This is a genomic window from Hafnia alvei, assembly GCF_900095695.1.
GTDB classification, from domain to species: Bacteria; Pseudomonadota; Gammaproteobacteria; order Enterobacterales; family Enterobacteriaceae; genus Hafnia; species Hafnia alvei_B.
In genome coordinates, this window is sequence record NZ_FMIQ01000004.1 from 15,111 (window position 1) to 39,975 (window position 24,865).

At 45.8% G+C, this 24,865-nt stretch carries 23 protein-coding genes; 19 read left to right on the top strand and 4 right to left on the bottom strand.

Translation table 11 applies throughout. The features are described from left to right. Position 1: 1 nt before the first annotated feature. Entirely contained in the window at positions 2 to 886 is an 885-nt protein-coding gene (gene yihU / locus BN1044_RS00825; protein WP_072307153.1) for a sulfolactaldehyde 3-reductase, read from the bottom strand. Between the two features lie 164 nt (positions 887 to 1,050). Here yihU and BN1044_RS00830 point away from each other — a divergent pair, with 164 nt between their 5' ends. From BN1044_RS00830 to BN1044_RS00880, 11 genes are all read left to right on the top strand, one after another. Further along, positions 1,051 to 1,947: a sugar kinase gene (locus tag BN1044_RS00830; RefSeq protein WP_072307154.1), complete on the top strand. Its 897-nt coding sequence runs from the start codon at positions 1,051 to 1,053 to the stop codon at positions 1,945 to 1,947. Positions 1,948 to 1,981: 34 nt separating this feature from the next. Further along, positions 1,982 to 2,785, top strand: coding sequence for a DeoR/GlpR family DNA-binding transcription regulator (locus BN1044_RS00835; RefSeq protein WP_072307155.1), 804 nt, complete (start codon positions 1,982 to 1,984; stop codon positions 2,783 to 2,785). Positions 2,786 to 3,389: 604 nt separating this feature from the next. Next, positions 3,390 to 3,713, top strand: coding sequence for a PTS sugar transporter subunit IIB (locus BN1044_RS00840; RefSeq protein WP_072307156.1), 324 nt, complete (start codon positions 3,390 to 3,392; stop codon positions 3,711 to 3,713). Positions 3,714 to 3,836: 123 nt separating this feature from the next. Further along, positions 3,837 to 5,195, top strand: coding sequence for a PTS N,N'-diacetylchitobiose transporter subunit IIC (gene chbC / locus BN1044_RS00845; RefSeq protein ID WP_025799595.1), 1,359 nt, complete (start codon positions 3,837 to 3,839; stop codon positions 5,193 to 5,195). 62 nt (positions 5,196 to 5,257) lie between these two features. Beyond that, a complete protein-coding gene (gene chbA / locus BN1044_RS00850; RefSeq protein WP_072307157.1) occupies positions 5,258 to 5,605 on the top strand; it encodes a PTS N,N'-diacetylchitobiose transporter subunit IIA in 348 nt (115 codons plus the stop codon). A 14-nt stretch (positions 5,606 to 5,619) separates the two neighbouring features. Continuing rightward, entirely contained in the window at positions 5,620 to 6,456 is an 837-nt protein-coding gene (gene chbR / locus BN1044_RS00855; protein ID WP_139130864.1) for a transcriptional regulator ChbR, read from the top strand. A 182-nt stretch (positions 6,457 to 6,638) separates the two neighbouring features. Next, positions 6,639 to 7,982 carry a 6-phospho-beta-glucosidase gene (locus BN1044_RS00860; protein WP_072307159.1) on the top strand — a complete coding sequence of 448 codons (1,344 nt, stop codon included), beginning with the start codon at positions 6,639 to 6,641 and terminating at the stop codon, positions 7,980 to 7,982. A gap of 45 nt (positions 7,983 to 8,027) precedes the next feature. Continuing rightward, the gene (gene chbG, locus BN1044_RS00865) at positions 8,028 to 8,789 is read left to right on the top strand and encodes a chitin disaccharide deacetylase (protein WP_072307160.1); all 762 of its coding nucleotides are present in this window, start codon (positions 8,028 to 8,030) and stop codon (positions 8,787 to 8,789) included. A 166-nt stretch (positions 8,790 to 8,955) separates the two neighbouring features. Continuing rightward, positions 8,956 to 10,026: a linear amide C-N hydrolase gene (locus tag BN1044_RS00870; protein ID WP_081329505.1), complete on the top strand. Its 1,071-nt coding sequence runs from the start codon at positions 8,956 to 8,958 to the stop codon at positions 10,024 to 10,026. A gap of 11 nt (positions 10,027 to 10,037) precedes the next feature. After that, complete coding sequence (locus BN1044_RS00875; RefSeq protein WP_072307161.1) at positions 10,038 to 10,367, top strand: DUF1622 domain-containing protein; 330 nt, start codon at positions 10,038 to 10,040, stop codon at positions 10,365 to 10,367. A gap of 42 nt (positions 10,368 to 10,409) precedes the next feature. Then, on the top strand, positions 10,410 to 10,607 hold the full coding sequence (locus BN1044_RS00880; protein ID WP_061553240.1) for a hypothetical protein: 198 nt from the start codon (positions 10,410 to 10,412) through the stop codon (positions 10,605 to 10,607). 62 nt (positions 10,608 to 10,669) lie between these two features. Here the strand turns inward: BN1044_RS00880 and BN1044_RS00885 are convergent, their stop codons facing one another. Further along, positions 10,670 to 11,638: a chemotaxis protein gene (locus BN1044_RS00885; protein ID WP_072307162.1), complete on the bottom strand. Its 969-nt coding sequence runs from the start codon at positions 11,636 to 11,638 to the stop codon at positions 10,670 to 10,672. 161 nt (positions 11,639 to 11,799) lie between these two features. Then, complete coding sequence (locus BN1044_RS00890; RefSeq protein ID WP_072307163.1) at positions 11,800 to 12,144, bottom strand: hypothetical protein; 345 nt, start codon at positions 12,142 to 12,144, stop codon at positions 11,800 to 11,802. A 457-nt stretch (positions 12,145 to 12,601) separates the two neighbouring features. On the opposite strand from BN1044_RS00890, the gene tdcB reads away from it, so the two are divergent. The 6 genes from tdcB (at position 12,602) to BN1044_RS00920 (ending at position 20,076) form a co-directional block, all read left to right on the top strand. After that, entirely contained in the window at positions 12,602 to 13,594 is a 993-nt protein-coding gene (gene tdcB, locus BN1044_RS00895; protein ID WP_025799579.1) for a bifunctional threonine ammonia-lyase/L-serine ammonia-lyase TdcB, read from the top strand. Between the two features lie 91 nt (positions 13,595 to 13,685). After that, complete coding sequence (gene tdcC / locus BN1044_RS00900) at positions 13,686 to 15,011, top strand: threonine/serine transporter TdcC (RefSeq protein WP_072307164.1); 1,326 nt, start codon at positions 13,686 to 13,688, stop codon at positions 15,009 to 15,011. A 60-nt stretch (positions 15,012 to 15,071) separates the two neighbouring features. Then, positions 15,072 to 16,280 carry a propionate kinase gene (gene tdcD, locus BN1044_RS00905; protein ID WP_072307165.1) on the top strand — a complete coding sequence of 403 codons (1,209 nt, stop codon included), beginning with the start codon at positions 15,072 to 15,074 and terminating at the stop codon, positions 16,278 to 16,280. A gap of 93 nt (positions 16,281 to 16,373) precedes the next feature. Continuing rightward, a complete protein-coding gene (pflB, locus tag BN1044_RS00910; RefSeq protein ID WP_072307166.1) occupies positions 16,374 to 18,668 on the top strand; it encodes a formate C-acetyltransferase in 2,295 nt (764 codons plus the stop codon). A 123-nt stretch (positions 18,669 to 18,791) separates the two neighbouring features. After that, positions 18,792 to 19,553, top strand: coding sequence for a hypothetical protein (locus tag BN1044_RS00915; protein WP_072307167.1), 762 nt, complete (start codon positions 18,792 to 18,794; stop codon positions 19,551 to 19,553). A 94-nt stretch (positions 19,554 to 19,647) separates the two neighbouring features. Continuing rightward, entirely contained in the window at positions 19,648 to 20,076 is a 429-nt protein-coding gene (locus BN1044_RS00920) for a universal stress protein (RefSeq protein ID WP_072307168.1), read from the top strand. 48 nt (positions 20,077 to 20,124) lie between these two features. On the opposite strand, the gene BN1044_RS00925 is transcribed toward BN1044_RS00920, so the two are convergent. Then, positions 20,125 to 20,679, bottom strand: a complete 555-nt coding sequence (locus BN1044_RS00925; RefSeq protein ID WP_072307169.1) for a class IV adenylate cyclase — start codon at positions 20,677 to 20,679, stop codon at positions 20,125 to 20,127. Positions 20,680 to 21,332: 653 nt separating this feature from the next. Here BN1044_RS00925 and adiA point away from each other — a divergent pair. Both adiA and BN1044_RS00935 read left to right on the top strand, forming a co-directional pair. Continuing rightward, complete coding sequence (gene adiA / locus BN1044_RS00930; protein WP_072307191.1) at positions 21,333 to 23,603, top strand: arginine decarboxylase; 2,271 nt, start codon at positions 21,333 to 21,335, stop codon at positions 23,601 to 23,603. A gap of 323 nt (positions 23,604 to 23,926) precedes the next feature. Next, positions 23,927 to 24,688 (top strand): AraC family transcriptional regulator, encoded by a 762-nt coding sequence (locus BN1044_RS00935; protein ID WP_072307170.1) that lies wholly within the window; start codon positions 23,927 to 23,929, stop codon positions 24,686 to 24,688. Positions 24,689 to 24,865 lie beyond the last annotated feature (177 nt).

The following is a 24,865-nucleotide window of genomic DNA, read 5'->3' on the forward strand; positions in this document are numbered from 1 at the left end:
ATCAGTGGTGAAGCCCCGCGCTGGCGCGGACCTGCTCCAGAATGGCGGACCAGTCTTCGCGCCCGCGTCCGGCGGCTCTGGCCTGGTTGTAAACCTCGCGGGAGGCCGCGCCGAGCGGCATCGGGACGTGCAGTTGATTGGCAACGTCGAGGGCGATACCCAAATCTTTGTGGGCCAAGTCGATCATGAAGGCTGGGGAGAGGTCGCCTTTGAGCACTTTGTTGGGCCAAGTGGTGGTGAAATGGCCTTTTCCGGCGGCGGTGCCGCTCATCACGCTGAGCGCGACGTTAAGATCAAGACCCAAAGCCTCGCAGAGCGTGGCGGCTTCGGCGGAAAGCGCATTCAGGGCAATGCTCATGTAGTTGTTGATAAGTTTCACGCGGATGCCCATCCCCGGCCCGCCGGCGTTGATAAGCTCGCTGCCCATCGCCATCAGCACCGGCGTGGCGCGTTTGACCTGCTGTTCGGTGCCGCCGGCCAGTAAAAGCAGCGTGCCGGAAATGGCGTTATCGGACGTGCGGCCTACCGGCACGTCCATCAGGCTGAAACCGCGCTCAGCCATCTCCGCAATCAGCTTGTCGGTTTGCAGCGGGTGAATGGTCGACATATCGATGACCAGCGCCTGTGGCGATAAGCCTTCGCAAACGCCGTTTTCACCGAACAGCACCGAGCGCACCAGATCGCCGTTTGGCAGCATGGTGATGACAAATTCGGCTCCCTGCGCCGCCTGTGCTGGCGATGCGCTGGGCCGCGCTCCTTTGGCTTCTAGTTTTTTGACGGTCAAGGGATCGACGTCATAAACCTGAAGCGAATGCCCCTTGCTGAGCAAATTGCTCGCCATCGGCGTGCCCATCTGCCCCAGTCCGATAAATGCGATGACCGACATACTGTTCTCCTGCTGGTGGTGTCATGTTTTGTCAAAAATTGCGCGTTTGTGTTGTCTGTTTTTGATCGTATTTGTAATTAATGGTCAAAAAATTGACAGCCGTCACTTTTTAAACAATTGGTCAAATTAAAATCACGGTAGGACTTAACGAGGAAGGAAAAACTATGATTCGCATTGCTTGTGTCGGAATTGCCGTGATGGATAGGATCTATTACGTTGGGAATTTGCCTACGGAAGGGGGAAAGTATGTGGCGAACAACTATCGGGAAGTGGGCGGCGGCCCAGCAGCCACAGCCGCTGTTGCTGCGGCAAAGTTGGGTGCGCAGGTGGATTTTGTCGGCCGCGTGGGCGACGATGATACGGGAACCAGCTTGTTACAGGAGCTGGAGTCTTTTGGCGTAAATACCCGTTACACAAAGCGTTTCCAGAACGCCCGATCATCACAATCTGCCATCGTAGTGGATGCTCAGGGAGAACGTATCATTGTGAATTACCCAAGCCCTGATTTGTTGATGGACGCCAGTTGGCTGGACGATATCGACTTCAGTCAGTGGGATGTCGTTTTGGCAGATGTACGCTGGCATGACGGAACGAAAAAAGCCTTTACCCTAGCAAAAGCGGCGGGGGTTATGACGGTGCTGGATGGCGACATCACCCCGCAGGATATCTCTGATTTGGTTCGTCTTAGCGACCATGCGGTTTTTTCCGCTCCAGGTTTACGTCGAATGAGCGGCGAACAGGATTTGATGATCGGCTTAAAACACTCAAAAACGATCACAAATGGACATGTGTATGTGACTAATGGAGCCGAAGGCTGTTTCTGGCTTGAGAATCAAGAAATTGCGCACCAGTCGGGCTTTTCTGTGGACGTGGTGGATACCACTGGTGCAGGAGATGTGTTCCACGGCGCGTTCGCTTTCAGTCTGGCTCAAGGCGTGGCGGGCGCAGAGGGTATTCGCTTTGCCAGTGCCGTTGCGGCGCTGAAATGTACGCGCCCAGGCGGTCGCGCAGGTATCCCTGACTGTGATCAAACCCGCTCTTTTTTGTCACTTTATGTATAGAATGCAGGATGAGATGGTTTTCAGAGGACAATCCATGAGTCTTACCGAACTGACCGGTAACCCGCGCCACGACCAGTTGCTGACGCTGATTGCCGATCGCGGGTACATGAACATTGATGAGCTGGCGCAATTGCTGGATGTATCCACGCAAACGGTGCGTCGCGATATTCGTAAGTTAAGCGATCAAGGATTGATCACGCGTCACCATGGTGGTGCCGGACGTGCTTCCAGCGTGGTGAATACCGCATTTGAACAGCGCGAAGTCTCATGGACGGAAGAGAAAAAGGCGATCGCAGAGGCGATTGCTGACTATATACCCGACGGCTCAACCATTTTTATCACCATTGGTACCACCGTTGAGCAGGTTGCCCGGGCGCTGCTAAACCATAATCACCTGCGCATCATCACTAACAGCCTGCGGGTGGCGCACATTCTTTATAAGAATCCGCGCTTTGAGGTGATGGTACCGGGCGGCACGCTGCGGGCGCACAACGGTGGAATTATCGGCCCGGCTGCCAATGCGTTTGTTGCAGGCTTTCGTGCAGATTATCTGGTGACCAGCGTAGGTGCCATTGAAAGTGATGGTACTTTGCTGGAGTTTGATGTGAACGAAGCTAGCGTGGCACAAGCGATGATGGCACATTCTCGGCACCTGCTTCTGGCCGCCGATCATACCAAATATCATGCTTCTGCGGCGGTTGAGATAGGGAACGTGGCGCAAATGACAGCGCTGTTTACGGATGAAACACCAGGCATTGCGCTACATAACCTGCTGAAAGCCAATCAGGTTGAGGTGGTGGAGGTGAGCGTAGGAAGCGACGAAATGGCTGAGGCCTGATCGTTTTTACGTGCCAGCCATTGTTATAAAAATTAAAGCCGCTGACATCAGCGGCTTTTTTGTCAGTGAGACATGAGAAGTTGTATTTCACGCTGAAGCGGTAACATGCGCAGTACGACTCAACACATTAGAACGTGATGTCTTATTTGCCGCTAACTTTACAAACCCTATTTTGTTTAGCGTTTTTCACTGCTTTGTTCCAGCCATCTTTTTTCTCTGCCAACAATAACGATGTTCTTACCTTCTGTTCTTGCCGCAGGTTTTGGCTTTCCTTCAGGGCATGATGGCTCGGATAGCGCTTGAAATAGGTCAATGAGGTAAGGTGGACGGGAGTGACTCCGTAGGATTATGCCTACCGTGCATCACCCCAATCTTATTTATTTCCGCGAATTATTTGCCCAGAATGTGAAAAGGGTCATAGGAAGTGGTCAAGGAGAGACGATTTTTGTTAGTTCTGAATTACCCCACTCTAAAGTGATGTCGTATACTCGATTCAAACAGGGACAACTCGTCATTTTTGTTGATTGGCAGTAGATGAGTTCTCACCGGTTAGAACGCAGACGTTGTCAGGTCCGCAATCTATATAGGATATGAGGGTTTCATAATGGAAAAGAAAGTCATCTATTTATTTTGTTCCGCCGGAATGTCCACCTCTCTGCTGGTTTCTAAAATGAAGGTACAAGCAGAGAAATATGAAGTACCGGTCATTATTGAAGCATTCCCTGAAACACTGGCTGGTGAGAAGGGCGGCGTGGCAGATCTGGTTCTGCTTGGCCCACAAATTGCGTACATGCAGCCAGAGATCCAAAAGTTATTACCGGGCAAACCCGTTGAAGTGATTGATTCTGTTCTGTACGGCAAAATCGATGGATTAGGTGTATTGAAAGCTGCGGTTGCAGCAATCAAGAAAGCAGCAGCAAGTCAGTAATTTTTTATTTTAGTCATTTATTATTTTAATTCTTATTAAGAATTTTTAAGTCAAAGAGAAATCCAGTCAAAGAGCGAATTTCATATTCTGGCCGCCGAATGGCGGCATTAAAGGAAAATACCAATGAGTAAAACCATTGATTCACTTGAAAAGATACTTCTTCCTTTTGCCGTCAAAATAGGTAAACAACCCCACATTAACGCCATTAAAAATGGCTTTATCAAGTTAATGCCGCTGACCCTTGCGGGGGCCATGTTCGTTTTAATTAATAACGTATTCCTAAGCTTTGGTGACGGTTCATTCTTTTATTCCCTCGGTATTCGTTTAGATGCTTCAACGATTGAAACACTCAACGGATTAAAAGTTATTGGCGGCAACGTTTATAACGGTACCCTAGGGATTATGTCGCTGATGGCGCCCTTCTTTATTGGGATGGCGTTAGCCGAAGAGCGTAAAGTTGATTCGCTTTCAGCCGGTTTATTATCCGTTGCGGCGTTTATGACCGTAACCCCTTACAGCGTGGGTGAGGCCTATGCAGTAGGCGCGAACTGGTTGGGTGGCTCGAATATTATTTCCGGTATGATTATCGGACTGGTAGTTGCCGAAATGTTTGCGTTTATTATTCGCAGAAATTGGGTTATCACCTTGCCAGATAGTGTGCCTTCTTCTGTTTCTCGCTCATTCTCTGCATTAATTCCTGGCTTTATTATCCTGTCTATCTTCGGGATTATTTCTTGGCTGCTGGGATTATACGGCAACAACTTCCACCAGATTATTATGGACTCCATCTCCAAGCCTCTGGCGTCGATGGGCAGCGTAGTAGGCTGGGCTTACGTTATTTTCAACTCCCTGCTGTGGTTCTTTGGTGTACATGGATCTCTGGCGCTGACCGCGTTAGACAACGGCATCATGACGCCTTGGGCACTGGAAAACATCGACCTGTACAAGCAATACGGCTCTGTCGAAGCGGCGATTGCAGCGGGTAAAACCTTCCACTTCTGGGCTAAACCAATGCTCGACTCCTACATTCTGTTAGGGGGTTCTGGGGCGACGTTGGGTCTGATTATCGCCATCTTCATCGGCTCACGCCGTGCAGACCACCGCCAAGTGGCTAAGCTGGCGTTGCCGTCAGGCATCTTCCAGATTAACGAACCGATCTTGTTTGGTTTGCCGATTATCATGAACCCAGTGATGTTTATTCCGTTCGTGCTGATTCAGCCGATTCTGGCAGCCATCACGCTGGCGGCGTACAGCATGGGCATTATTCCTCCGGTGACTAACCTTGCACCGTGGACCATGCCTACCGGACTGGGTGCATTCTTTAACAGTAACGGCAGCATCGCTGCGCTGTTGGTCGCTTTGTTCAACTTGGGTGTCTCAACGCTGGTCTACATGCCTTTCGTTATCCTGTCTAACAAGGCGCAGGCGATAATTGAAGAAGAAGAAAGCGAAGAAGATATTGCGAACGCATTGAAATTCTAATCTTACCGTTGGCGGGGAGAACATCCTCCCCGCAGTTAGCGGCCCCGTTATGGAGAGTTAAAATGTTTGATTTAGAAAGCATTGTTGATACCGAAGAGGAATTACAGGATCTGGAAGAAGTGGTGATGGGGCTCATTATCAATTCTGGACAGGCTCGCAGCTTGGCCTATGGCGCACTGAAAAAGGCCAAAGAAGGTGATTTCGAACAGGCTAAAGAGTTGATGAACCAGTCTCGTTTGTCGCTGAATGAAGCGCATCTGGTGCAAACCAAGCTGATTGAAGGCGATCAGGGTGAGGGTAAAACCAAAGTCAGCCTGATTCTGGTTCATGCGCAAGATCACCTGATGACATCGATGCTGGCTCGTGAACTGATTGCAGAACTGATTGAGGTTCATGAGAAAATAAAATAACGTAGAGAATTATTATGCAGCCATCGGTACTGAGCATGGAAATTAAGACTGCACGTGAAAATCAGCTCTTCGACGGTCAGAATTTTCACATGTTTATCTACAACAAAGTAGAAAGCATTTCAGGGCTGCATGAGCACGATTACTACGAGTTTACGGTGGTGCTGACAGGTCGATATTACCAAAATATCAATGGAAAAAAGGTGCTGTTGGAACGTGGTGACTTTGTCTTTATCCCATTAGGATCGAACCATCAAAGTTTTTATGAGTTCGGTGCTACGAGAATATTAAACGTCGGGATTAGCAAAGCGTTTTTCGAGCAGAACTATTTATTTTTATTGCCTAATCGATTTGTGGCATCACAGGTTTACCAGATAAAAACCGAGTTCCTAACGTATATAGAGTCTGTTATCTCTTCTCTCAACTTTAGGAACGGCGAATTTAATGAGTTTCTTGAAGTGGTGACGTTTTATATCGTAAACCGTTTACGTCATCACAGAGAAACTGAAGTTATCGCCGACGTGCCTGATTGGCTTAAGAATGCGGTAGAAAAAATGCATGACAAGGCGATGTTTGGTGATAAGGCCTTGGCAAATATGGTGGAGCTATCTGGAAAATCGCAGGAGTATCTGACCCGAGCAACCCAGCGGCACTACGGAAAAACGCCAATGCAGATCATTAATGAAATACGCATTGATTTTGCCAAGAAACAGCTGGAGATAACCAATTACTCGGTCGCGGATATTGCATTTGAATCCGGCTATAGCAGCCCGAGTATGTTTATTAAAAACTTTAAAAAACTAACGTCGTTTACACCGAAAAATTATAGAAAAAAATTGTGCAGTATTAATTAACCTATGTGTGAATTAATGTGGACTGATCCTTATAAGACAGCCTTCAATCATTCACATATACCCTAATAACAATAATGACAGAAAAAACGTTGGTTTTTAAACGCGCACCTGTGATTGGAAGTATGACGGGTATATCTCACTTAATTTTATATGAAGTGCAATGACATTGTACGGGAGTTCCTATGAGTAAAAAGCTGAAAGTCGTTACTATCGGTGGCGGAAGTAGTTATACCCCAGAATTACTTGAAGGTTTTATTAAACGTTACAATGAATTGCCGATTACCGAATTATGGCTGGTTGACGTTGAAGCCGGAAAAGAGAAACAGGATATTATTTTTGACCTCTGCCAGCGTATGGTCGAACGCGCAGGCGTGCCGATTGTGATGCATAAAACGCTGGATCGCCGTGAAGCATTGGTTGATGCCGATTTCGTTACCACGCAATTGCGCGTCGGCCAGCTTAAAGCGCGCGAATTGGATGAGCGTATTCCGCTGAGCCACGGCTATCTCGGCCAAGAAACCAACGGTGCAGGCGGTCTATTTAAAGGGCTGCGCACGATCCCGGTTATTTTTGACATCATCAAAGATGTGGAAGAGATCTGCCCGAACGCTTGGGTGATTAATTTTACTAACCCAGCGGGCATGGTCACAGAGGCCGTATTCCGTCATACCAAATTCAAAAAATTCATTGGCGTGTGTAACATCCCCGTTGGCATGAAAATGTTCATTCAGGATGTGCTGAAATTAACACCACAGGATGATTTGTCGATCGACCTCTTTGGCTTGAACCATATGGTCTTTATCAAAGACGTCATCGTTAACGGAGAATCCCGTTTTGCCGAGCTGCTTGACGGCGTAGCCTCTGGCACGTTAACCGCTGGTTCAGTGAAAAACATCTTTGATTTGCCGTTTAGCGAAGGCCTGATCCGTTCCCTTAAGCTGCTGCCATGTTCTTATCTGCTGTACTACTTCAAGCAGAAAGAAATGCTGGCGATCGAAATGGGCGAATTCTACAAAGGCGGCGCGCGTGCAAGCGTGGTGCAGAAAGTAGAGAAACAGCTTTTTGATCTGTATAAAAATCCAGAACTGGACGTAAAACCAAAAGAGCTGGAGCTGCGCGGCGGGGCTTATTATTCCGATGCAGCGTGTGAAGTGATCAGCGCGATTTACAACGACAAGCAGACTGAGCAATACGTTAACTTCCCGCACAATGGTCATATTGATAACATTCCGGCAGATTGGACCGTTGAAATGACCTGTACCATTGGACGCGATGGCGCCACGCCGCATCCGCGTTTGACGCACTTTGATGACAAAGTGTTGGGGTTGATTCATACCATCAAAGGCTTTGAAATCGCAGCCAGTGCTGCCGCAATAAGCGGCGAACTGAATGACGTGCTGTTAGCGATGAACCTGAGTCCGTTGATTCATTCGGATAAGGATGCGGAGGTTCTGGCACGTGAAATGCTGTTGGCACATGAAGCGTTACTGCCTAATTTTGCGCAAGCCATTGCTGCACTGAAATAACCCACCGCCTTCCCTGTAAAGGGAAGGCGTTTGGCTGAGGGGATTATGGAAAGATTATTGATAGTGAACGCCGATGATTTTGGCCTTTGCAAAGCCCAAAACTACGGCATTATCGAGGCGTTCAAAAACGGGGTAGTGACGTCTACCACGGCGTTGGTTAACTCAGCAGGCGTCGAGCATGCAGCAATTCTGAGCGCTGAAAATCCTGGGCTGGCGGTTGGAATGCACTTTGCCTTGACGCTGGGGCGCCCGCTGTCGCCGATGCCAAATTTGGCGCGCAACGGAGAGTTGGGTAAATGGATCTGGGAAATGGCGGATCAGGGAACCCTGCCGCTGGATGAAATTGAACAAGAGCTAAAGTGCCAATTTGAGCGCTTTATTGACGTTTTTGGCAGGCTGCCGACCCATATCGATAGCCATCATCATGTGCATATGTTCCCGCAGATTTTCCCTATAGTGGCTGCTTTTGCGAAAGAAAAGGGCGTTGGCTTGCGCATCGATCGCGATGAAGTTCGCAAAGGCGAACTGGAAGTGCACGGTGCACAAAGTACGCAGGGCTTTGACAGCCGTTTTTATGGTGAGTCTATTACCGAAGCGCTGTTTCTGAGCACGCTAGATAGCGCAATAGAACGCGGCGATAGCTCTTTGGAGATTATGTGTCATCCGGCGTTTATTGATAACACGCTGCTTACCAGTAAATATTGCTATCCACGCCTTGCCGAGCTGGAGGTGCTGACATCTGAAGCGCTTAAAAAAGCGATTGCAGCACGGGGATTCAAGTTGGGATCGTTTCAAGATTTAATCTAGCCATTCATAGCTTATTTAGTCTGCCGGCGGGAAGTTATTTCCCGCTATCTAATCTCTGCCCCCGAAATATAAATACTATCCAAACAAACAACGTTTTATGCAGGGCATTTTTTGCTTAATTATCCAGCACTACTTACACTGGTAAAAAATAACCAGGTGATAGCCAATGCATTTAAATATTTTGCTTTCAGCAGCGTCGTTGCTCATTTGTTCGGTTGGGATGTTATTTTCACCCCAGCTCGCTTTAGCATGCACCCGTGCGGTATATCAGGGTGAAGATAAGCTGGTCATGACTGGCCGCACAATGGATTGGAAAGAAGATCTGCATTCCGATCTGTGGATTTTCCCGCGTGGCATGGCGCGTAGCGGCAATGCTGGCCCTAATTCTGTGGAATGGGTGTCAAAGTATGGCAGCGTGACGACGGCGGCCTACAATATTGCCACGACCGACGGCATGAACGAAAAAGGGCTCGTTGCCAATATGCTATGGCTGGCAGAGTCGCAGTATCCTAAACCTTCTAAAGATAAGCCGAGTCTGTCGTTGGCTGCATGGGCTCAATATACGCTGGATAATTTTGCTACCGTAGATGAGGCGGTGAAAGAATTGCAGTCGGAGCCTTTTGTGGTGGTCACGGGTGATGTTCCCGGCCAGCCACGTTTGGCGACCATTCATTTAGCGCTGTCTGACGCCAGCGGTGATAGTGCTATCTTTGAATATATTGATGGGAAACTGGTTATCCACCATAGCCCTGAATATCAAATACTGACCAACTCGCCGACCTACGATCAGCAATTGGCCATTGATAAGTATTGGGAAGGGATTGGCGGTAATATTATGCTTCCTGGTACCAATCGTGCGGCAGATCGTTTTGTTCGTGCCAAATATTACATTAATGCGATTCCTAAGTTCCACGAGGCGCGTCTTGCCGTTTCTAGCGTATTGAGCGTTATGCGCTCAGTGTCGGTACCCTTTGGTATCACTTCGCAGGCAGAGCCCAATATTTCATCAACTCGCTGGCGTACAATTTCCGATCAAAAAAATAAGCTCTACTATTTTGAATCATCAGTTGGGATGAATACATTCTGGGTTGATTTAAAACGAGCCGATCTTTCTGCTGAGTCACCGGTGCGCAAATTATCGCTAGGAGTGAATCAAATGGCTGATTTCAATGGTGAGGTTTCTCATGCTTTTGAACCCGCTAAGCCCTTTGAATTTTTAGCCGCCGTTGTAGATTAGGGTTAGAAATAATGGAACATATAAAAGAGATTATCATTTATTTGTCTGAAACTTTGCAGACATTCTTAGAACTTATCTCTGTTTTATGTGTATTTATTGGGCTCGTGAGAACGTTGTGGACGGTTATTCCTAATTTTAATAACCAGTCAATTTTTCATATTATGAGAACGCGTTTTGGCAGCTGGTTGGCCTTAGCGTTAGAGTTTCAATTAGCTGCAGATATTCTGGCGACGACAATAAATCCTAGCCTTGATGAGTTGCTGAAGTTGGCGATTATTGCGGTTATTCGTACCTTCTTGAACTATTTTTTGTCGAAAGAGCTAACGGCAGAAAATAAGTAATGCGTATTTAGTGAGTTACTCGTAAATAAATAAGGATGGTTTATGTTAGAAAATTATTTCCCAGATCATGTTTCGAATGAGCAGAAACAGCGCACTATCGCAGTTAACGCGGCGCTTGAGCTGATTAAAGTCACTTTGGCGGATAGCAATGATGGAAACAGCGTTAGCCACCAACTGCAAGCGGCAGAGAAACATATTGAATCTTTAGCCGATGCTATCCAGAAAGCGTTGAAAATCTAGTTCAGGTTTACCTATGGGCGGCGCTAACAGCGCTGCCCATATTGCGTTCTGCGGCAAGCTGATTAGCTTTTCTCAACGTCTGCCAACGCTTTGTGAATCACTTCCGAAAGTTCAGCAACATCGAATTTCGCCACGTAGCCATTGGCGCCGACTTTACGTACGTGGTCTTCGTTTGCGCTCCCCGATAGCGATGAGTGGATAACCACGGGGATCTGTTTCAGCGTTGCTTCATTTTTAATATTCCGCGTGAGGGTGAACCCATCCATTTCAGGCATTTCTATATCGGTTAATACCAATCCAATTCGATCGGTGATTGACTGGCCTGCGGCTTTGGCTTCGGCGGCAATGGACTGAATTTTTTCCCAAGCCTCCAAACCGGTGGTATGCATCAGCGTTGGGATCCCCATGCCTTTTAGGCCCTGTTCTAGCATTGAGCGGGCGACCTTTGAGTCTTCAGCCACAATGGCAATAGCACCGGGTTTCAGGGCATAGCTTTTCTCTTTAATCGCCGCGATATCGACGTCGCGTCCTGAGGGAATGATGTCGTAAAGAATTTGCTCAACATCGAGCACCAGCGCCAGATCTTTGTTGCCATTTTCATCTTCCATACTGGCAATGCTGGTGATATTGCGGCTGCTTACGCCGGCTTCCGCAGTATGAACCTGACTCCAATCGAGACGAATAATGTTATCGACAGCTTCTACGGCAAAAGCCTGCGTGCTGCGCGCATATTCGGTGATGAGAAGCAGATTGAGACCCGTTTCAGGCGTGCAGCCGAGCGCTGCGGGAAGGTCGATCACGGGCATAATCTGGTCGCGGATATTGACCACTCCCAATAGTGGCGAAACCATGCCCGCTGCGCGATTGATTTTTTGCATTGGCACAATTTCACGCAGCTTGAAAACGTTGATCCCGTAAAGCTCTGATTTACTGTCGTGTTGGCTTGTTCCTAACCGAAACAGTAACAGTTCGAACTTGTTGGATAAGGCTAGGTTAGCCCTTTCATCGATATCTTTCTGAAAACTATCCATCTAAACCTCAAGTGTTAATCGGCAGGTGTTGGTGATAAATAATGCTGGTCACAACACGAAGTGAATGCGTTATAAACGTTATCGGCAAAGATGGAGAAAAATAGAGAGTGGGTAGGGAAAATACGCCTTTGAAGTTCACTGGAAACTGTAAATCTAGCTCTTCAGTTAGCTACAATAACAAGTGATTGATCCATTGAGTTAACGAGCTGCTGCAGTAGCTGGATTTCATTCGCAGACCACCATCCCATCACGTTGCCGATTAACAAAGCATCTCGTAAATCATTGGTCGTTTTGACCTCAAATTTGTAGTCATGCCTGAGAGCCCAGTGACTATCAAAGACTGTGCATGTCAGGTTGGCTGGTAAATCATAGGCATGTGCGATGACGTAGCGCTGGTCGTGCTTTGCTTTTAAGTAAACTTGCTCATTAAATGAACAGAATTCAAACGGAAAATGGATATCCGTGATCGAGCTTATTATATCTAGCGTGATATTAACTATTTGCATTTTTGGATACCTAAAAACCAAGGCAGTTCTTTTATATTTATAGGCACAGATATAAACAAAAGGGAACGATCTTGATCACAAATAAAATAAGCCATATTTGCTAAAAAAATGACATCTTTTGCTAATTAATATGCTGACTTATTTATTAAGAGGTGGAAATTAAATCTTCATTTAAATAATTAACAATTAATCTACCTATTATCATCTTGATAATCGGGCGTCGAACTACGCATCTGCAACATTGATAACAATCCATTAATATCACTTAAATTATCTTTGTAAGAATACAAAAATATTTTTTTCTTTAAATCTTCATATAATAATTAAAATGGAAATACTGTTCATAATTTGTGAATCAGAAAATAAATAATGAATTAAATTATCGCGACGCCAATCACATTCAAATCGGAAATATTTCATCATACTGCAGGCGTCAAATAATCTGTGGGATGAGAAAATGAAGATATATAATAATCTACCTGTGACGCTTAACGACATAATTGAGGCCCAACAAAGGATAAAAGGTCACGTCTATAAAACTGGCATGCCTAAGTCTAACTACCTCAGTGAACGTTGTAACGGCACCATCCATCTAAAATTTGAGAATATGCAACGCACCGGTTCTTTTAAAATTCGCGGTGCTTTTAATAAGTTAGCTTCATTATCCAGAGAAGAACGTGAGCAGGGCGTGATTGCCTGTTCCGCAGGTAACCACGCGCAGGGCGTTTCCCTGTCTTGCGCTATGCTGGGAATTGACAGCAAAGTTGTTATGCCTTGTACTGCACCGAGCTCTAAAGTTGCCGCAACGGCAGATTATTCTGCTGAGGTTATTCTTCACGGAAATAGCTTTAACGACACCATCTCAAAGGCTCATGAATTAATTGAGTTAGAAAATAGAATCTTTATTCCTCCTTACGACGACGCAAAAGTGATTGCAGGCCAAGGAACTATCGGTTTAGAAATCCTTGAAGATCTTTATGACGTGGATAACGTTATTGTCCCTATCGGCGGTGGGGGATTAATTTCCGGTATCGCCATCGCGTTAAAATCAATTAACCCAACAATCAATATCATAGGTGTGCAAGCGGTCAACGTTCACGGAATGGCGAAATCTTTCCATGAAGGGCAATTTTTATCTCACCGCACAACAGGTACAATTGCGGACGGTTGCGACGTGTCGACGCCAGGTAAGCTGACATATGAGATTGTCAAAGAGCTGGTAACCGACATTGTGGTAGTCACTGAAGAAGAAATTAAGCGCGGTATGATTGATCTTATCCAAAGAAACAAGATCGTGACTGAAGGTGCTGGCGCATTGGCATCTGCGGCCATATTAAGCGGTAAGCTCAAGGGCTATATCGAAAATAAAAAGACCGTTAGCCTTATTTCCGGTGGGAATATTGATTTATCCAGAATATCAGAGATAACGGGACTGAATCACGTTCACTAATAATTATGCAAACACCCGACAGGGTATAGACCCTAGCTGAGGTTACAGTGATGTAGCCTCAAAAAAGGGCAAATCCGTGAGGAATTACAGTATGACGACAGACAGCGTTACCTATACGAATCAGGGAACTATGTGGCGGAAATCGGACACCACGTGGACTCTTGGATTATTTGGCACCGCCATCGGCGCAGGGGTTCTGTTCTTCCCTATCCGTGCAGGCTTTGGCGGTTTGATCCCTATCCTGATCATGCTTGTGTTGGCCTACCCAATTGCTTTCTTATGCCATCGCGCATTAGCGCGCCTGTGTCTGTCTGGTAGCAATATTACAGGCAACATTACTGACACGGTTGAAGAGCACTTTGGTAAAACAGGTGGGGTCATTATTACCTTCCTGTACTTCTTCGCGATTTGCCCTCTGTTATGGATTTATGGTGTCACCATCACCAACACTTTCATGACATTCTGGGAAAACCAGCTGCAGTTAATGCCGTTGAACCGTGGCCTGGTGGCGCTGGTTCTATTGATGGCAATGGCTTTCATCATCTTCTTCGGTAAGAATTTGATGGTGAAGGTCATGAGCTTCTTGGTATTCCCATTCATCGCCAGCTTGGTTCTGATTTCCCTGTCTCTGATCCCTTACTGGAACGCGTCTGTATTCGAACAAGTTAGCACCAGCAGCATCTCTCTGCTTGGTCACGACGGCATTCTGGTCAACGTATGGCTGGGTATCGCCATCATGGTGTTCTCCTTTAACTTCTCGCCTATCGTTTCCTCTTTCGTTGAATCTAAACGTGAAGAGTACGAGCCTGAATTTGGTAAGCAGTTCACCGAAGATCGCTGCTCTAAAATCATCTCTCGCGCGAGTATGCTGATGGTTGCCGTGGTGATGTTCTTTGCCTTCAGCTGCCTGTTCACGCTGTCTCCAGCGATGATGGCTGATGCTAAAGCGCAAAACATTCCGGTTCTTTCTTATCTGGCAAACCACTTCTCAACCATGGCCGGTGGTAAGTCTACCTTCTCAACCGTGCTGGAATATGGTGCTTCACTGATTGCACTGGTCGCTATCTTCAAATCGTTCTTTGGTCACTATCTGGGAACGCTGGAAGGGATGAATGGCCTGATTGTTAAGTTCGCTTGTAAAGGTGACAAGAAGAAGTATTCAACCGGCAAACTGAACCTGATCAGTATGTTCTTCATCATGGGCTCTACTTGGGTAGTGGCTTATGTTAACCCGAACATTCTTGACCTGATTGAAGCCATGGGTGCGCCTATCATTGCCTCCCTGCTGTGTCTGCTGCCGATGTATGCGGTTCGCAAAGTGCCAGCGCTGGCGAAATATAAAGGCAAGCCAGAAAACTACTTTGTTACCATTGTTGGCCTGCTGACTATTCTGAATATTTTCTACAAACTTATTTAATCTAAATTTAAAAGAATAACAGCTAACTCCTCTCTGGGGAGTTAGCTGTGAGGTATATCTATGTCTTCAAAATCTGTAGTGCTAGTTATTAATTGTGGATCTTCATCAATTAAATTCTCCGTTATGCAAGGAAATAACTGCGATGTGATGATGTCCGGCATTGTTGATAACGTCGGTATTGAAAATACCTCAATGACCATTGATAAGACTATCAGTATTAATTTAAAAACCGGTAGTTATGAAGATGCATTGAACTCTATTGTTAGAGAATTAGAGAAAAGAAAACTCAGCGACTCTATTTCATGTGTAGGCCACCGTATTGCGCACGGTGGAGAAGCATTTAGCGATGCGACATTAATTAATGATGAAGTATTGAAAGAAATTACTAATGTTTCATCTCTGGCACCTTTACATAATTATGCCAATCTTGAGGGCATTATGGCTGCGCGCCATATATTCCCTGAATTACCGCATGTGGCCGTATTTGATACCGCGTTTCACCAGACCTTAAAACCTGAAGCCTATACCTATGCGCTTCCACAGCAATATTTCACACAATATGGCGTGAGAAGATATGGCTTCCACGGAACCTCTCATCGCTATGTCGCGCAGCAGGCGATTGAGCAATTAGGCTTAGATGAAAAGAACTCCGGGATTATTGTCGCTCACTTAGGTAACGGCGCATCCGTCTGTGCGGTACAAAATGGCCAAAGCGTTGATACGTCTATGGGTATGACTCCGCTGGAAGGCTTAGTGATGGGAACGCGTAGCGGTGACGTTGATTTTGGCGCACTGGCATATCTGGCGGATAAAACCGGCAAGACGTTAGAAGATTTAATGTTCATGGTGAACAAAGAGTCTGGCCTGTTAGGTATTTCTGGGCTTTCAAGCGATCTGCGCGTGTTGCAAAAAGCATATGAAGAAGGGCATGAAGGCGCACAGCTGGCGATCAATGTTTTCGTACACCGCTTAGCTCGCCATATCGGTGGCCACGCTGCCTCGTTGAATAAGCTTGATGCCATTGTTTTCACCGGCGGGATTGGTGAGAACTCTGAGCTGATTCGCCAGTTAACCCTACAGCATCTTGCGGTATTCGGTCTTGAACTTGATGAAGCAAAAAATCACCTGCGTCGCACCGGAGAAGCTGAAGTGATTACGTCCCCGGCTTCTAAAGTTATCGCCGCGGTGATCCCAACCAATGAAGAGAAGATGATTGCGCTGGATGCTATTCGCGTGAGTTCTTCCGCAGAACATATTGTGTTCGCATAACGTAATTCAAATTTTTCTAAATAAATACTGCCTAAATACTCTTTTCGCCCCTAATTAAATAGGGGCGATACCTATGTTACATGGAGCTTGATAATGAATATCGATCTGGACGTGACTGAGAATATATTTACCGAAGCTTGGCATGGTTTTGCAGGAACAGAATGGAAAGGTAGCATTAATGTAAGAGACTTTATTCAGAATAACTATACGCCTTATGAAGGTGATGAGTCTTTCCTTTCGACTGCAACCGAAGCAACCACCAAGCTGTGGGAAAAAGTAATGGAAGGCGTGCGGATTGAAAACTCCACTCACGCTCCGGTCGATTTTGATAATGATATTGCGACAACCATTACTGCCCATGCGCCGGGATATATTCATCAAGATCTGGAAAAAATTGTTGGCTTACAAACAGAAAAACCACTGAAGCGTGCGTTATTCCCGTTTGGCGGCATCAATATGATTGAGAGCTCGTTTGAAGCCTACAATCGCAAGCTGGATCCTAATTTTAAATATCTTTTCACTGATATTCGTAAAACACACAACCAAGGCGTGTTTGACGTTTATTCACCTGAAATGATGCGCTGCCGTAAATCCGGTGTTTTAACCGGCTTGCCAGACGGCTATGGCCGTGGGCGTATCATCGGTGACTACCGCCGTGTGGCTCTGTATGGCATCCGTTATCTGATTCGTGAACGCGAATTGCAGTTTGCCGATCTGCAGGGCAAGCTGGAAAAAGGCATTCAGCTTGAGCAAGTGATTCGCCAGCGCGAAGAATTGGCCGAACAGCGCCGTGCGCTGAAACAGATTCAGGAAATGGCGGCGAAATACGGGTTTGATATTTCTCGTCCGGCACAGAACGCGCAAGAAGCTATCCAGTGGCTCTATTTTGGCTATTTGGCGGCGGTGAAATCTCAGAACGGTGGCGCGATGTCGCTGGGCCGTACTTCGACGTTCTTAGACGTTTATATCGAACGCGATCTGAAAAATGGGGTGATCAATGAGCAGGAAGCACAGCAGCTGATTGACCATTTCATTATGAAAATCCGCATGGTGCGTTTCTTACGTACGCCTGAGTTTGATACGTTATTCTCTGGTGACCCGATCTGGGCAACCGAAGTTATCGGTGGGATGGGCTTAGACGGCAGAACGCTGGTCACCAAAAACTCCTACCGTTATCTGAATACGCTGGAAACCATGGGGCCATCACCAGAGCCTAACTTGACGATCCTGTGGTCTGAACGCTTGCCAAAATCTTTCAAAGCCTATGCTGCGAATCTGTCTATTGCGACCTCGTCGTTACAGTATGAAAACGATGATTTAATGCGCCCTGATTTTGACAGTGACGACTATGCGATTGCCTGCTGTGTTAGCCCGATGGTGGTTGGCAAGCAGATGCAGTTCTTTGGTGCACGCGCCAACTTGGCGAAAACGTTGCTGTATTGCATCAACGGCGGCGTGGATGAAAAGCTGAAAATTCAGGTTGGTCCGAAAGTGCCAGCCATGACAGATGAAGTCTTGGATTACGACAAAGTCATGGCGAGCCTGGATTCGTTTATGGATTGGTTGGCTGTTCAGTACATCACTGCGTTGAACGTTATCCACTACATGCATGATAAATACAGCTATGAAGCTGCTCTCATGGCGCTGCATGATCGCGACGTGGTTCGCACCATGGCGTGTGGTATCGCTGGGCTATCGGTTGCCGCCGACTCATTGGCTGCTATCAAGTATGCCAAAGTGCGCCCAATTCGTGATGAAAATGGGTTGGCTATCGACTTCGCTATCGACGGTGAATATCCGCAGTTCGGTAACAACGACCAGCGTGTCGATGATATCGCCTGTGATTTGGTTGAGCGCTTCATGAAGAAGATCCAGAAGCTGCCAACCTACCGAGATGCTGAGCCAACACAGTCTATTCTGACCATTACCTCGAACGTGGTTTACGGGCAGAAAACTGGCAATACGCCGGACGGACGCCGCGCAGGCATGCCATTTGGCCCGGGTGCTAACCCGATGCACGGCCGCGATCGTAAAGGTGCGGTCGCGTCGTTAACCTCGGTGGCTAAACTGCCGTTCAAGTATGCTAAAGATGGTATTTCCTATACCTTCTCTATCGTCCCAGGGGCGTTAGGTAAAGACGAATTTATTCGTAAAAACAACCTGGTTGGTCTGATTGATGGTTATTTCCACCATGAAGAAGACGTCGAAGGCGGGCAGCATCTAAACGTGAACGTTATGAACCGTGAAATGCTGCTGGATGCGATTGAAAACCCAGATAAATATCCGAGTTTAACTATCAGGGTATCAGGCTATGCAGTGCGTTTTAACGCGCTGACGCGTGAACAGCAGCAAGATGTGATCTCAAGGACGTTCACTAGCTCGCTGTAACGCTGTCGAAAATCATCTTACGAAAAGCCCCGCATAAATTGCGGGGCTTTTTTATTGCAACAAGGTTCAGAACACAACGAGTTGTGTCGCTTAATACTGTTTCAATATGGTGAGGGGGAAAAGATGGAAGACCTGATATTTAACTATAAACCTGATACTCAAATTCATTATCGATTCAAAAAATCAACATACGATTGCGAGCATCTATTAATTGTCATGTCAGGATTCAACTTGCCCGATCCGACTGTTTATGATTTTACGATGCTAGGGCATTGCCGCTCTTCCATATTATGGATTAAAGATGATTTTGATTCCTTGCCTGCATATTATTTATGTAAAAATATGAAGTTTGACATTGAGCAAGGTGTTAGTGCGCTGATTTCAGGCGTTATTAAGTTTGCTAAGCCAAAATATACGTCAATACTAGGCGCCTCGAAAGGTGGGTCTATGTCATTGTATTATGGGGTTAAACATAATATAAAAAATATTATAACCTGTGTGCCACAGTTTAGTATTGGGCGTTATGTTGCGGAGGGTGCTTGGCAGCATGTCGGACAAGCTATGATGGGGAATATCCATCCATTAAATATTAAAATACTCGACAACTATATTTCTAAACAAATAAAAACAGATAAAGATACAAACAAAAATATTTACCTTTTTACGTCACCTCAGGACATCCAGTTCAATAGTGAGATAAAACCTCATTTAGATTTGCTCTCTAAATATAGAAATTTTAATCTTATTGAAAGTTCGTCATCTTATGTAACACAACACACTGAAGTGACGAGATATAATATTAATCTTATCCTATCGCTTATATATCAGTTTGAAGACGGAATTTTCCCTTGCTGGGGCAACATAAAGAATGGTTCTCAGTGGTAATGGGTTAGTTCACAGTTCCACCCTAAACTGGTTCCACCGTCAATTAGGTAAGGTTATTCTATTCATAAGTTTTCTACATGGAGAGGTCATAAATATGTATAAAAGCATTTTGGTGCCGGTAGATATTGAAGAGGATATTCTGACTCAAAACGCCCTGCGTCACGTTGAGTATTTGGCAAAAATGTCAGACGCTGATGTGCATTTTTTGTATGTTTTGCCCGATGCACAGGCCTTCGTTACCGCATACTCTTTTGGTATCAAAGAGTTTGAAAACAAAGCGGTGACCTATGCTGAAGAAAGAATTAGGGAGATCATGCAGGGGGTAGATTTGCCTGCAGAACGTATGTCTTACACCATTCGTTTCGGCACACCACGGGATGAGGCACTGCAACAGGCTGATGAAATGGGGGCTGACCTCATCATTGTTGGCTCACACCGCCCAAGCGTAAAAACTTATCTGTTGGGCTCGAATGCGGCAGGCATTGTACGCCATGCCAAAGTGAATGTGATGGTGATCCGTTAAAACGCCTATGTTCTCATCCTCTCTTTAGTGGGAGGATGAGAAAACACATCATGCCATCATTTCCCGATAACTGCGCTTTTCCCTATGTGAATCTTCCAGCCCTAACGCGAATGCTTGACGGCGTAAATCGCTGAGCAATTCTGGCACTGCCTGCTCATCATCGGTCATGATGGCGATTTCGGCAAAATAGCCCAGATTAGGAAGATGATCGAGGGTGATGTGGTAACGACCTAAAAAATAGATGCTGCGGTTTTTCTCCATGCGCAAACTGGGTTGAAAACCGAGTTTCTGCACCATGCTGGCCACTTTTTCGCAATCCTCAATATTAATTGCTTCGCATTCCGACGCGTCCGGCCCTTTAACGATCCATAGCTTAATACCAGACGGCTGCATTTCACGAATGCACATGCTAATGCCGCTCTTTTCTAGCGTTGAGCCTGAGTGCTCAGACGCTGGGCGATCATAGTAGCAATCGATCTCTCGATTATTGAGGTGAAAAGGCTCAGCGCCTGCCAAAGTGATGCGCTCGAGAAAGGCATCGGGATCGCTGAGGTGAAATTTCAGTTCAGCCTCATACTTCCCCGCAAAATGTTCGCTCGTCATGGGATATCTTATGTTGATAACACGATGTGCTGAAGGATAACACGGTAGCCAACTGCACTGCCGTTGGTGAGCGTTATTTGTGAAGTGCTTCTCTTATAAAATAAATAATTGAGGTGGCTGAATATCTATTATCGTAAAGATTTGTGGATGAACAATAGCGTTTGTTTTTTATGTAAATATAACCGTTGGATAGGTTATAAATAAATATCACTATAAGGTAAAAAAATAAAATTGTTGTGCATAACATTTCTCTAAATGTGCCTTTTGGTAGTCATTTTTTTATTTATGTTATTGATTTTATTTTATTTATTAATTTTATTTTGTATTTACTTACTGGCTTTACAACGCGGATAATTAAGGGCAATACTAATTCCAAGGAAAGAGCGGGTAAAACCCTAATGCGTTATATAAGGTTTAACAATAACACTCATTCTATTTTGTATGGCGGTTTAGTGCTCTGAGAATATATACCCCTCATACTTCAAAATGCATTTTTGTTGGCCGTGTTCACTCACCCGAATCACTTACTTGAGTAAGCTCATCGGGCTTCGTTCACTTGCCGCCTCAATGCAACTAGAATTATTTTGGGTATAGATAAATATCCTCAGCGCGACTAAACGTTATGTTTATTTATCTGTAAGGATAAACACATGATGAAAGTATTAATTGTTGAAAGTGAATTTCTCCATCAAGACACCTATGTGGGTGCCGCCGTTGAACGTTTGGCCGATGAGCTGAGCCGTCAAAATGTTGAGGTAATTAAAGCGGCCTCATTTGACGATGGTTATGCCATTTTGTCTGCCAATGAAGCTATCGATTGTCTGATGTTTAGCCGTGGGATGGATGATTCCGCTGAGCACGTGCTTGCTCAGCAAATGCTTAATAAACTGCATGAGCGGCAGGAGAATGTTCCGGTCTTTCTGCTGAGTGACAGAGAGAAAGCAACTCAGCAGCTTAGCCGCGAGATGATGGAGCAAATTGATGAATTTGCTTGGATCCTTGAAGACACCGCTGATTTTATTGCCGGGCGCGCCGTTGCTGCCATGAACCGTTATCATCAGCAGCTGCTGCCACCGTTGATGACGGCGCTGATGAAATATAGCGACGTTCATGAATATTCATGGGCGGCGCCGGGCCATCAGGGCGGCGTTGGTTTTACTAAAACGCCTGCCGGTCGTTTTTACCACGACTATTACGGTGAAAACCTGTTCCGCACCGATATGGGGATTGAACGTACCTCGTTAGGCTCTTTACTCGATCACACCGGCGCATTCGGTGAAAGCGAAAAGAACGCGGCGCGCGTATTTGGTGCCGATCACTCGTATTCTGTGGTGGTGGGGACTTCTGGTTCGAACCGCACCATTATGCAAGCGTGCATGACCGAAGATGACGTGGTGGTTATTGACCGCAACTGCCATAAATCCATCGAGCAGGGGCTAATATTAACCGGCGCCAAACCGGTTTACATGCTGCCAAGCCGCAACCGTTATGGGATCATCGGGCCAATCTATCCGCAGCAGATGCAGCCGGAAGTGATTAAAGAAAAAATCGCCAACAGCCCACTGAGTAAAAACAAGCAGGGCCAGCAGCCTTCTTATAGCGTGGTGACCAACTGTACTTATGATGGTGTGTGCTACAACGCCAAAAATGCGCAGGATTTATTGGAAAAAACCACTGACCGCATTCATTTCGATGAAGCTTGGTATGGCTATGCACGCTTTAACCCAATGTATCGCGATCATCACGCCATGCGTGGAGAACCTGGCGATCATGAAGGCCCAACGCTGTTTGCGACCCACTCAACGCACAAACTGCTCAATGCGTTATCTCAGGCATCTTATATTCATGTGCGCGATGGCCGTGGTGCCGTTGATTTTTCACGCTTTAACCAAGCATACATGATGCACGCTACCACTTCGCCACTGTATGCGATCTGCGCTTCTAATGACGTAGCGGTGTCGATGATGGACGGTAACAGCGGTCTCTCGCTGACGCAGGAAGTGATTAATGAGGCGGTCGACTTCCGTCAGGCGATGGCGCGTTTGTATAAAGAGTTTACTCAGGATGGTGATTGGTTCTTCAAACCGTGGAACCAAGAAATTGTCACCGATCCGGCTACCGGTAAGCAGATGGCGTTTGAAGATGCGCCGGCTCAGCTTCTGGCAACCGAACAAAGCTGCTGGGTGATGAATCCTGAAGATAACTGGCACGGCTTTAAAGATCTGCCTGAAAACTGGAGCATGTTGGACCCTATCAAGGTCAGCATTTTGGCTCCAGGCATGGGCGCTGACGGTGAGCTGCAAGAGAAGGGCGTACCAGCGGCTTTGGTAACCGCATGGCTGAGCCGCCACGGCATTGTGCCGACGCGTACCACCGATTTCCAAGTGATGTTCCTGTTCTCCATGGGGGTCACCAAAGGGAAGTGGGGCACGCTTATCAACACGTTGCTCTCGTTTAAACGCCATTATGATGCCAATACCGCGCTATCTTCAGTATTGCCCGATCTGGTTGCGCAGCAGCCTGAAATCTACGGCAAGCTAGGTTTGCGTGATTTAGGCGACAAAATGTTTGCCTATCTGCGCAAAAACAACCCAGGAGCTAAACTAAATGCGGCTTATTCTGGCCTGCCAGAAGCGGTAATAACACCGCGTGCGGCTTATCAGGCTATTGTTGCGAATAAGGTGGAGATGGTTGCGATTGACGGTCTGGTCAACCGTGTTGCAGCCAACTCCATCATCCCTTACCCACCGGGAATCCCAATGCTATTATCCGGTGAAAGTTTCGGCGGTGAAGAGAGTCCACAGATCGGTTATCTGCGAGCTCTACAAGCGTGGGACCACGAATTCCCCGGTTTTGAACATGAAACCGAAGGGACAGAAATTATCAACGGTGTTTATCACGTGATGTGCGTACGCACGGAATAACCCTCGTTGGTGATGAAGCAAAGACACCACAGCAAAAAAAGATAAAGCAGTTTCTCTTGTAGTATTTGCGCGGGTATATCCCGCGCTTTTTCATACCTGTATGTTTATTTTTTATTCTGTAATTGTACGATTACTATGCGTAAAAAAAATGATACGGCAGTATTTATCCTCGTTATATTGAATAATTAGAAAAGCTCTGTATTTTAGTGTCGGGTCGTAGAATTGTCATATGTATTACTTTTTCTTTTATGTCTTATTACTTTAGCCGATAAGCCTCGTGTAATAACGGCATTTTATTCTTTACGTCTGTAGGATGTCTTAATATGAAACTCAGTAACAACGAAGGTTGCGTTGTCGTTTTAACGCGCAAAGATGTCACTGTTAATTTTAACTCTGAGAATGAAGTTACATTCAAAGCTAATCACATGATGCTAATTTCATGTAAAAATAACGTAATAGATTTTTCAGAGTTGGATGACTCAGCAGTATTATATTTGAATAAAGATGTTGTTAAGGACTATATCCATTTCTTAAAAAAAGACATCAGCGCGCTGTCTCCTAATCTGCGTTCTACACCGTGCTATATGATTGAACGCTGCCAAACACCACATATTTTCCAGGAGGCGGTGCGACTATCGCAAGATGCGCTAAATAGTGAAGTTGACCGTGAGCGTAGCCGTTGTCTTTCGTTCACCGTTTTATCTATTTTCCTAAACAATAACAATCTAATACCGTTTCTTATTCGTGAGATTAGAAGCAATCTTAGCGCGAATGTTTACAGCATCATTCAGAGCAATATGCATAAAGAATGGAGCCTGACGTCCGTCGCCAGCTGCCTGTGCTTAAGTCCTAGCTCATTGAAAAAGAAACTAAAAAATGAAGATACCACCTACAGTAAAATTATCACTGACTGTAGAATGCGCTATGCCGTTGAGCAACTAATTGTTTTTAATAAAAATATTTCCCAGGTTTCTTCTCTGTGTGGCTATAGCAGCACCTCCTACTTTATCTCGGTATTTAAAGAATACTACGGTATGACACCGCTAAACTACGTACACCAATATAGAGATAAAATGATTGCATAGAATCTCACTATAAATGAATATATTTTTAATATCTAAAGTTGCCTCTGTATTGGCCGAGCGCACTTACTAAATTGTTTGCTTTAGTAATATTTAGCTGCTGCCGAAATGCAACTTGAACTACCTTAGGGTAAAGGTCGTAATATATTTATCTTGGGACGATTGAGTATATATTTATGA

Excerpts from the sequence above, each read along its gene's own strand:
- yihU (WP_072307153.1), bottom strand. The coding sequence starts at position 886 with ATGTCGGTCATCGCATTTATCGGACTGGGGCAGATGGGCACGCCGATG.
- BN1044_RS00830 (WP_072307154.1), top strand. The coding sequence starts at position 1,051 with ATGATTCGCATTGCTTGTGTCGGAATTGCCGTGATGGATAGGATCTAT.
- BN1044_RS00835 (WP_072307155.1), top strand. The coding sequence starts at position 1,982 with ATGAGTCTTACCGAACTGACCGGTAACCCGCGCCACGACCAGTTGCTG.
- BN1044_RS00840 (WP_072307156.1), top strand. The coding sequence starts at position 3,390 with ATGGAAAAGAAAGTCATCTATTTATTTTGTTCCGCCGGAATGTCCACC.
- chbC (WP_025799595.1), top strand. The coding sequence starts at position 3,837 with ATGAGTAAAACCATTGATTCACTTGAAAAGATACTTCTTCCTTTTGCC.
- chbA (WP_072307157.1), top strand. The coding sequence starts at position 5,258 with ATGTTTGATTTAGAAAGCATTGTTGATACCGAAGAGGAATTACAGGAT.
- chbR (WP_139130864.1), top strand. The coding sequence starts at position 5,620 with ATGCAGCCATCGGTACTGAGCATGGAAATTAAGACTGCACGTGAAAAT.
- BN1044_RS00860 (WP_072307159.1), top strand. The coding sequence starts at position 6,639 with ATGAGTAAAAAGCTGAAAGTCGTTACTATCGGTGGCGGAAGTAGTTAT.
- chbG (WP_072307160.1), top strand. The coding sequence starts at position 8,028 with ATGGAAAGATTATTGATAGTGAACGCCGATGATTTTGGCCTTTGCAAA.
- BN1044_RS00870 (WP_081329505.1), top strand. The coding sequence starts at position 8,956 with ATGCATTTAAATATTTTGCTTTCAGCAGCGTCGTTGCTCATTTGTTCG.
- BN1044_RS00875 (WP_072307161.1), top strand. The coding sequence starts at position 10,038 with ATGGAACATATAAAAGAGATTATCATTTATTTGTCTGAAACTTTGCAG.
- BN1044_RS00880 (WP_061553240.1), top strand. The coding sequence starts at position 10,410 with ATGTTAGAAAATTATTTCCCAGATCATGTTTCGAATGAGCAGAAACAG.
- BN1044_RS00885 (WP_072307162.1), bottom strand. The coding sequence starts at position 11,638 with ATGGATAGTTTTCAGAAAGATATCGATGAAAGGGCTAACCTAGCCTTA.
- BN1044_RS00890 (WP_072307163.1), bottom strand. The coding sequence starts at position 12,144 with ATGCAAATAGTTAATATCACGCTAGATATAATAAGCTCGATCACGGAT.
- tdcB (WP_025799579.1), top strand. The coding sequence starts at position 12,602 with ATGAAGATATATAATAATCTACCTGTGACGCTTAACGACATAATTGAG.
- tdcC (WP_072307164.1), top strand. The coding sequence starts at position 13,686 with ATGACGACAGACAGCGTTACCTATACGAATCAGGGAACTATGTGGCGG.
- tdcD (WP_072307165.1), top strand. The coding sequence starts at position 15,072 with ATGTCTTCAAAATCTGTAGTGCTAGTTATTAATTGTGGATCTTCATCA.
- pflB (WP_072307166.1), top strand. The coding sequence starts at position 16,374 with ATGAATATCGATCTGGACGTGACTGAGAATATATTTACCGAAGCTTGG.
- BN1044_RS00915 (WP_072307167.1), top strand. The coding sequence starts at position 18,792 with ATGGAAGACCTGATATTTAACTATAAACCTGATACTCAAATTCATTAT.
- BN1044_RS00920 (WP_072307168.1), top strand. The coding sequence starts at position 19,648 with ATGTATAAAAGCATTTTGGTGCCGGTAGATATTGAAGAGGATATTCTG.
- BN1044_RS00925 (WP_072307169.1), bottom strand. The coding sequence starts at position 20,679 with ATGACGAGCGAACATTTTGCGGGGAAGTATGAGGCTGAACTGAAATTT.
- adiA (WP_072307191.1), top strand. The coding sequence starts at position 21,333 with ATGAAAGTATTAATTGTTGAAAGTGAATTTCTCCATCAAGACACCTAT.
- BN1044_RS00935 (WP_072307170.1), top strand. The coding sequence starts at position 23,927 with ATGAAACTCAGTAACAACGAAGGTTGCGTTGTCGTTTTAACGCGCAAA.